Source organism: uncultured Ruminococcus sp. (assembly GCA_902785355.1).
Taxonomy (GTDB): Bacteria; Bacillota; Clostridia; order Oscillospirales; family Acutalibacteraceae; genus Ruminococcoides.
This window is the reverse complement of the sequence record CACZYF010000064.1, coordinates 1-6,309: the sequence shown is the minus strand read 5'-3', so window position 1 is coordinate 6,309 and position 6,309 is coordinate 1. Positions and strand designations below refer to the sequence as shown.

The following is a 6,309-nucleotide window of genomic DNA, read 5'->3' as shown; positions in this document are numbered from 1 at the left end:
TCGAATCCTTATTTGTTGGCAAGCGGTGTGAAGCCGACTTTCTCGAATACAGCGGAAGCCTCTGCCGTTTGCAGATAGTCGAGGAACGCTTTTGCCTGCTCGGCGACCTTGCTGTTTTTGAGCACAGCCGCGGGATAGATGACCTGACCGCACATTTCTTCGGTAGCGGTATCGGTGACGGTCAGCTTTGCGGAGTAAGCGTCAGTCTGATAGATGATGCCGCAGTCTACGGTACCCTCTGCGACCTGAGTCGTGACCTCTTTGACGTTTGAGCCATAGGTCAGCACGCCTTTATCAGAAAGAGCCTTTTCATCGAGCCCGTAGTAGGAAAATATCTTCCGGGTATACTGTCCGACAGGGACGTCCTCGTTGCCGATCGCCATCAGGATATCTCCTGCTTCCAAATGGGATTTCATATCCTCGTAGGTCGCGATATCGGCTTTGGAATTCTCCGCTACGCACAGAGCGACCTTGTTTTCGAGTAAGTCTACTCTTGTAGCGGCGTCGATATAGCCGCCCTCTTCCAGACCGTTCATTTGCTTTTGAGCGGCGGAGATGAAAAGATCGCACACTGCGCCCTCTTCGATCTGTGTTTTCAGTGTACCTGAGGAATCAAAGTTAAATGTCAGCTTGACGTCGGGGTGAGCAGTGATATAGCTTTTCTCTATTTCTTCCAGCGTTTCTGTCATACTTGCCGCGGCAAAGACAACGACCTCTGCCGATTCCTTATCTTCTTTGACAGTGGTAGTCGAACACGCGGCAAGGGATAAAACGAGAATGATTGACAGTATCAGCGCGATAATTCTATTCATGGATAACTTCCTTTCCAATTCATGGATAACTTCCTTTCCATTAATATAAGCATATTTTACCATTTTCAAGGTGTTGACACAATTTTATTCGTTCTGTATAATAGAATAATCGTTCAGTAATACAGAATAGGTGATCAGATGGAAGAAGATAAAGGAAAAGTAAAATCCCTGCTCAAAGCGATCGATATCCTCGACGCGCTGTTCCGAAAAGCACTACGCACGCTCTGGTTTCTACCATGCGCGACAGAGGTCTTGTCAGGCAATTGCCCGACGGCTCATATTCCTTAGGGATTAAGCTCTTTGAATACGGATCGGCGGTATCGCGCGGCTTTGATATCAGCGCGATCTCTCGACCGTATCTCGAGAGTCTGAGTTCTTTGACGGGCGCGAATTCCGTCATCAGTCTGCTTGACGGTGAAAACGCTGTTTCATTCGACTATGCCGTCAGCTCCTCGGGCGTACAGATATTGCCTGAGATCGGCGTAAGATTACCGCTTCACTGCACTTCGCAGGGAAAACTCATGCTCGCGTTTATGCCTGAGCAAAAGGTTCGCTCTCTGTGCAAACGTCGCCCGATGCTTCAATATACCCCTCATACCATCACGGAACAGGAACAGTTATCGGTACAGCTTGAGGAGATCCGCAGGAACGGCTACGCTGTCGAGGACGGCGAATATAAGGTCGGTTTGCGTTCTGTTTCCGCTCCCGTATTCGACACGGCGGGGGAGATCAGATACGCCCTGACGACCATCGGTTTCTTCCGCAGAGTCAGGTCCGTTGACTTTGAAAACGCGATACAGGCAACCGCCAGACAGGCAAAAATGCTCTCCGCGGCATTGGGATATGCAGAATAATCGAATATGGATATGATACTAATCCTTAATAAAAACCTTTATCATCTATTGCGCTATATTTCGTATAGCTTTGTTGGGCTCCTTGACAGGCGCTAGCCTGTCTGCGTCTCCCGTCGCGCTATCCGAAATATATCACTAATATCTGATTAAATCTTTTTATCAAGGATTAGTATGAAAAAAGCTGCCTCGTGATGAAGCAGCTTTTCTGATTATGTGGCGCTTGTCTGATAGTCGCGGTCGCCGGCTTCGGTCGTATCTCTGAACAGAAGCGAGATACACCACAGCGCCGCCAGAGCGACGATAACATAGACGATACGGCTGACGATCCCTGACTGTCCGCCGAAGAGGAACGCGACCAGATCGAACTGAAACAAGCCAACGCTGCCCCAGTTGATACCGCCTACGATCAATAATGTCAATGCGATTTTATCCAGCATCGGTAAACCTCCTTACAGATAGACTGTAATGCTATTGTTTGCCGAATACCGTTTGATATTCATATGATATGCGTCAAGTAAAATATTAACACGATCAGTCCCAGCGCGAAGATGACGCCCGCGATGATCTTTGTGATCAAAATGGATTTTTTTAACTTATACTTATGTATCATGATCTCAGGCGGAAAGGGGAGGAAGAAGTACATCAGACCCAGTATCAATAGGGAAGAGGCGCCTCCGATCGCGCCGACGTCGCGCAAAAACGAATAAAGAAAGATACAAATGCCGATCGCGATAACAAATATACCGTTGATAACAGAATACGGTTTTTGAAATTTATCTTTCAGATCATAGTATTTGTTGGCACTGTTCTGACATACATCACAGCAGTACATTTCGTGATAGGATATCTCTTTCGCGCAGTATTCACACTTTTTCATTATTATCACCGATGGGTATTTTATCACGATTTCGTACGAAATGCAACATGAATAAAATGATTCGATTTGATTATTGGCAAATTTGTTGAATATTTACTGTAATATTTGTAGAAAAAGTGAATTGAAGAATGTTGACAAATTTGTTATACTTGATTGTGAGGAATACTCAGTATAGGGTAACTATGTCCTGTTGCCCACAATTTTTAGGAGGAATAATATGAAAATGAGACGATTACTCAGCGTGTTGTTAGCACTCGCTATGGTACTGTCCATTCTTTCTGTCGGCATCGTTGCTACCTCGGCAGCGCAGGCTGACACGGCTGATACAGCCGCGGACATTAACATAGCCGGCGCGGGCTCCGCATATGAAGATATGCTGGCTCAAACAACCGTGGAAAACAATTACGGTCTTTCTAAGACCGTAAATGACGGTACCATCCTGCAGGCATGGACCTGGTCTTTCAAGAATATCGAATCGAATCTTGAGACCATCGCCGAGCAGGGCTTCACCACCATTCAGGTATCTCCCCCCAACGAGATCAAGAAGGGTACCAAAGGCGCAAAGTTTTTGCAGAACGACGGCCAGAACGGTTGGTGGATGTTCTATCAGCCCGCGGGCTTCCAGCTCAACAACAGCACCGATAACGCACTGGGCACCAAAGCCGAGTTCGTTTCCATGTGTGAAAAGGCGCATGAGCTCGGTCTGAAGGTTATTGTTGACGCCGTTATCAACCATATGGGTACCAAAGAGGGCGATGACAATAATACCTCCGAAGATCCGATGTCCCATGTTACGCCCAAGGCAAAGGACTTTGAGCCTGAGATATACAATAACAAGCTGTTCCATTCACCGTGGAAGAAGATGCAGTATATCGAAAGCAATAATACTTATTATAATTCCGCATATGACCTTACCCGTAACTGCACCTCCGGTCTGCCTGACTTAAAGACCGAGGATACCCGTGTTCAGACAGCAATCTATGATTACATGAAAGAGCTGGTCGAGGCGGGTGCTGACGGTTTCCGCTTTGACGCGGCGAAGCATATCGAAACTCCCGACGATCATGACGGTCTCGGCTCCTCTTTCTGGACCAACACGCTCAAGAAGGTTCAGAGTCAGTATTCTGACAAAGAGATTTATGCTTACGGCGAGATCCTGAACACCTGCGGTATCAGCCGTCCCTACAGCTGGTACACCAAGCTGTTCGACGTCACCGACTCCGGTTCCTATTGGCAGATCAAGAACGCTGTTATCGGCGAGTACAGCGGCAACCCGATCCCGTATTATCCCAGCTCCAACTTTACCGCTGCCAACACCATGCTGTGGGACGAATCTCACGATACTTATATTGACGGCGCTACCACTTCTTTGAGCACCGTTCAGCGCGGTAAGATCTGGGCGCTTGTTGCGGGTCGCGCGGGCATTTCCTCTGTTTATCTTGCTCGTCCCTCCGACAGCACCAACAAGAATGATCTGTACAATATCACCTTAGGCGAAGCGCGCAAGACCTCTTGGTCCAACGCTACCACCAAGGCAATCAACCAGTTCCATAACTACTTTATCGGTCAGTCCGAATATTGCTCTAACTCAAACGGCACCGCCTATATCGAGAGAGGCACGACAGGCGCGATGATTGTCAATCTCGGCGGCACCACCGCGAAGAATGTCACTCTGACAAATCACAAGCTGACCGCGGGCACCTATAAGGACGCTATCACCGGCAACACCTTTACCGTTACCAAGAGCCAGATCAAGGGTTCTGTCGGTTCTACCGGCGTTGCGGTTCTCTATGAGAACAACGAAGCTCCCAAGCCCACCGATCCTCCTGCTCCTACCGATCCTCCCGAGACCTATATCCTCGGTGACGCAGACGGCGACGGTACTGTCAGCAGTCGCGACGCAGTTATCGTTATGCGTTCTTCTGTCGGCGAAGCTGATTTGACCGAGAAGCAGCAGCTTGCTGCTGATGTAGACGGCGACGGCTTCATCACTGTTATCGACGCTACTCTGATCCAGCGCTATATCGCTAAGATGAGCGTCAAGTTTGATATCGGCAAGGAAAAGACCGTACAGCCTGTACAGCCTACCACTCCGACTCCGATCATTATCCCGACTACTCCGTATGAGGAGCCCACAGAGCCCGATCCCGAACAGGGCGGCACCATTATCTTCTCCAACAATAAGGGCTTCAGCACTGTTAATATCTATTATTGGTCTGATTCAGATCAGCCCGTTGAGTGGCCCGGCGTTCCGATGACCTCCATCGGTATGAACGAATACGGCGAAGAGAGATTCACCTTCGATATTCCCGCAGGCATCACCAACTATATCATCAACGACGGCAGCCAGCAGACTGTCGATGTTCCGTTCTATGGTTCTACCGGCGTTTACATGACCGATCAGGATGCTGAGGGTCATTATAACGTAGAATTCTATGATATCACTCCCGATCCCACCCCGACTCCCGGTCCCGACCCGGATCCTGATACCGAAGGTTCCTTCCTGCTGACCGATAACTTCGGTTGGGGTCAGGCATATGTATATGCATGGGATGATGACGGCAACGAGCTTTACGGCGCATGGCCGGGTTCCGCTCAGGCTGAGACCACTCAGAATGAGTACGGCGAGACTCAGTTCAGATGCTATATTCCCAAGGGCGCTACCGGCGTTATCCTGAGCAACGGTAACGGCGAGCAGACCGAGGATATCAAGGACTTCTCTTATGACGGTTACTGGATGGACGGCTCTAAGAACGAGCTCGGTCACTACAAGGTTACCGGCTGGAACTCCGACGGTTCCGGCGGTTCTGTAGAGCCTACTCCCGATTATCCGGTTAAATCCACCTTCCTGCTGACCGACAACTTCGGTTGGGGCAGCGCATATGTCTACGCTTGGAACGCTGCGGGCGAAGCGATCAACGGCGAATGGCCCGGTTCCGCAATGGCTGAGACCACTCAGAATGAATACGGCCAGACTCAGTTCAAGTGCAATGTTCCCGAGGATGCTGTCGGCGTTATCCTGAGCAACGGTAACGGCGCTCAGACCGAGGACATCACTGACTTTACCTATGACGGTTACTGGATGGACGGCTCTAAGAACGATCAGGGTCATTATCTCGTAACAGGTTGGAGATCCGATGGCTCCGGCTCCGGTTCCGGCTCCGGCGATCCCGTTCCTACTCCCGATCCTACCTCCAGAACCATTATCTTCTCTAACAATAAGGGCTTCGGCAACGTTCATATCTATTATTGGGGCGAGGGCGTTGAGCCTGTAGAGTGGCCCGGCGTTGCAATGACCTCTATCGGTCAGAATGAATTCGGTGAAGAAAGATTCACCTTCGAGATGCCCGAGGGCATGACTAACTACATCATTACCGACGGTACTTCTCAGACCGTTGATATTCCCTTTACCGGCGCGACCGGCGTTTACATGACCAATCTCAACGGCGAAGGCAAATATGAAGTAGATTTCTATGCTATCAGCGGCGAGAATCCCACTCCCGAACCCACTACCGCTCCTACTCCCGTAGGCGATGACGGTATCTACCTCGTAGGTACCTTCAGCGGCTGGGAAACCAACGCTCAGTATAAGATGAGTGAGAATCCCGGCGCTCCCGGCGAGTACATGATTTCTACCACCCTTACCGAGGGCGACGGCGTAAAGGTCGTAAAGGTTGAGAACGGTACTCAGACTTGGTACCCCGACGGTATGGACAACGAATACACTGTTGACGCGGCTCACGCAGGCAATGTTACCGTTTACTTC

Annotated in this window: 5 protein-coding genes; 2 read left to right on the top strand and 3 right to left on the bottom strand. The window is 49.7% G+C overall.

Features of this window, described 5'->3' with window-relative positions:
• Positions 1 to 8 precede the first annotated feature (8 nt).
• A complete protein-coding gene (gene modA, locus R2I50_RS09935; RefSeq protein ID WP_316608985.1) occupies positions 9 to 812 on the bottom strand; it encodes a molybdate ABC transporter substrate-binding protein in 804 nt (267 codons plus the stop codon).
• Positions 813 to 1,048: 236 nt separating this feature from the next.
• On the opposite strand from modA, the gene R2I50_RS09930 reads away from it, so the two are divergent.
• Positions 1,049 to 1,666 carry an IclR family transcriptional regulator gene (locus R2I50_RS09930; protein WP_316608984.1) on the top strand — a complete coding sequence of 206 codons (618 nt, stop codon included), beginning with the start codon at positions 1,049 to 1,051 and terminating at the stop codon, positions 1,664 to 1,666.
• Positions 1,667 to 1,875: 209 nt separating this feature from the next.
• Here the strand turns inward: R2I50_RS09930 and R2I50_RS09925 are convergent, their stop codons facing one another.
• Both R2I50_RS09925 and R2I50_RS09920 read right to left on the bottom strand, forming a co-directional pair.
• Positions 1,876 to 2,103: a DUF378 domain-containing protein gene (locus R2I50_RS09925; RefSeq protein ID WP_316608983.1), complete on the bottom strand. Its 228-nt coding sequence runs from the start codon at positions 2,101 to 2,103 to the stop codon at positions 1,876 to 1,878.
• 59 nt (positions 2,104 to 2,162) lie between these two features.
• A complete protein-coding gene (locus R2I50_RS09920) occupies positions 2,163 to 2,543 on the bottom strand; it encodes a hypothetical protein (protein WP_316608982.1) in 381 nt (126 codons plus the stop codon).
• 217 nt (positions 2,544 to 2,760) lie between these two features.
• Here R2I50_RS09920 and R2I50_RS09915 point away from each other — a divergent pair.
• Positions 2,761 to 6,309, top strand: a 3,549-nt coding sequence (locus R2I50_RS09915) for a starch-binding protein (RefSeq protein WP_316608981.1), incomplete at its 3' end; no start/stop codon positions are given.

Coding starts and splice junctions, on each gene's coding strand:
- R2I50_RS09930 (WP_316608984.1), top strand. CDS start 1,049: ATGCGCGACAGAGGTCTTGTCAGGCAATTGCCCGACGGCTCATATTCC.
- R2I50_RS09920 (WP_316608982.1), bottom strand. CDS start 2,543: ATGAAAAAGTGTGAATACTGCGCGAAAGAGATATCCTATCACGAAATG.
- R2I50_RS09925 (WP_316608983.1), bottom strand. CDS start 2,103: ATGCTGGATAAAATCGCATTGACATTATTGATCGTAGGCGGTATCAAC.
- modA (WP_316608985.1), bottom strand. CDS start 812: ATGAATAGAATTATCGCGCTGATACTGTCAATCATTCTCGTTTTATCC.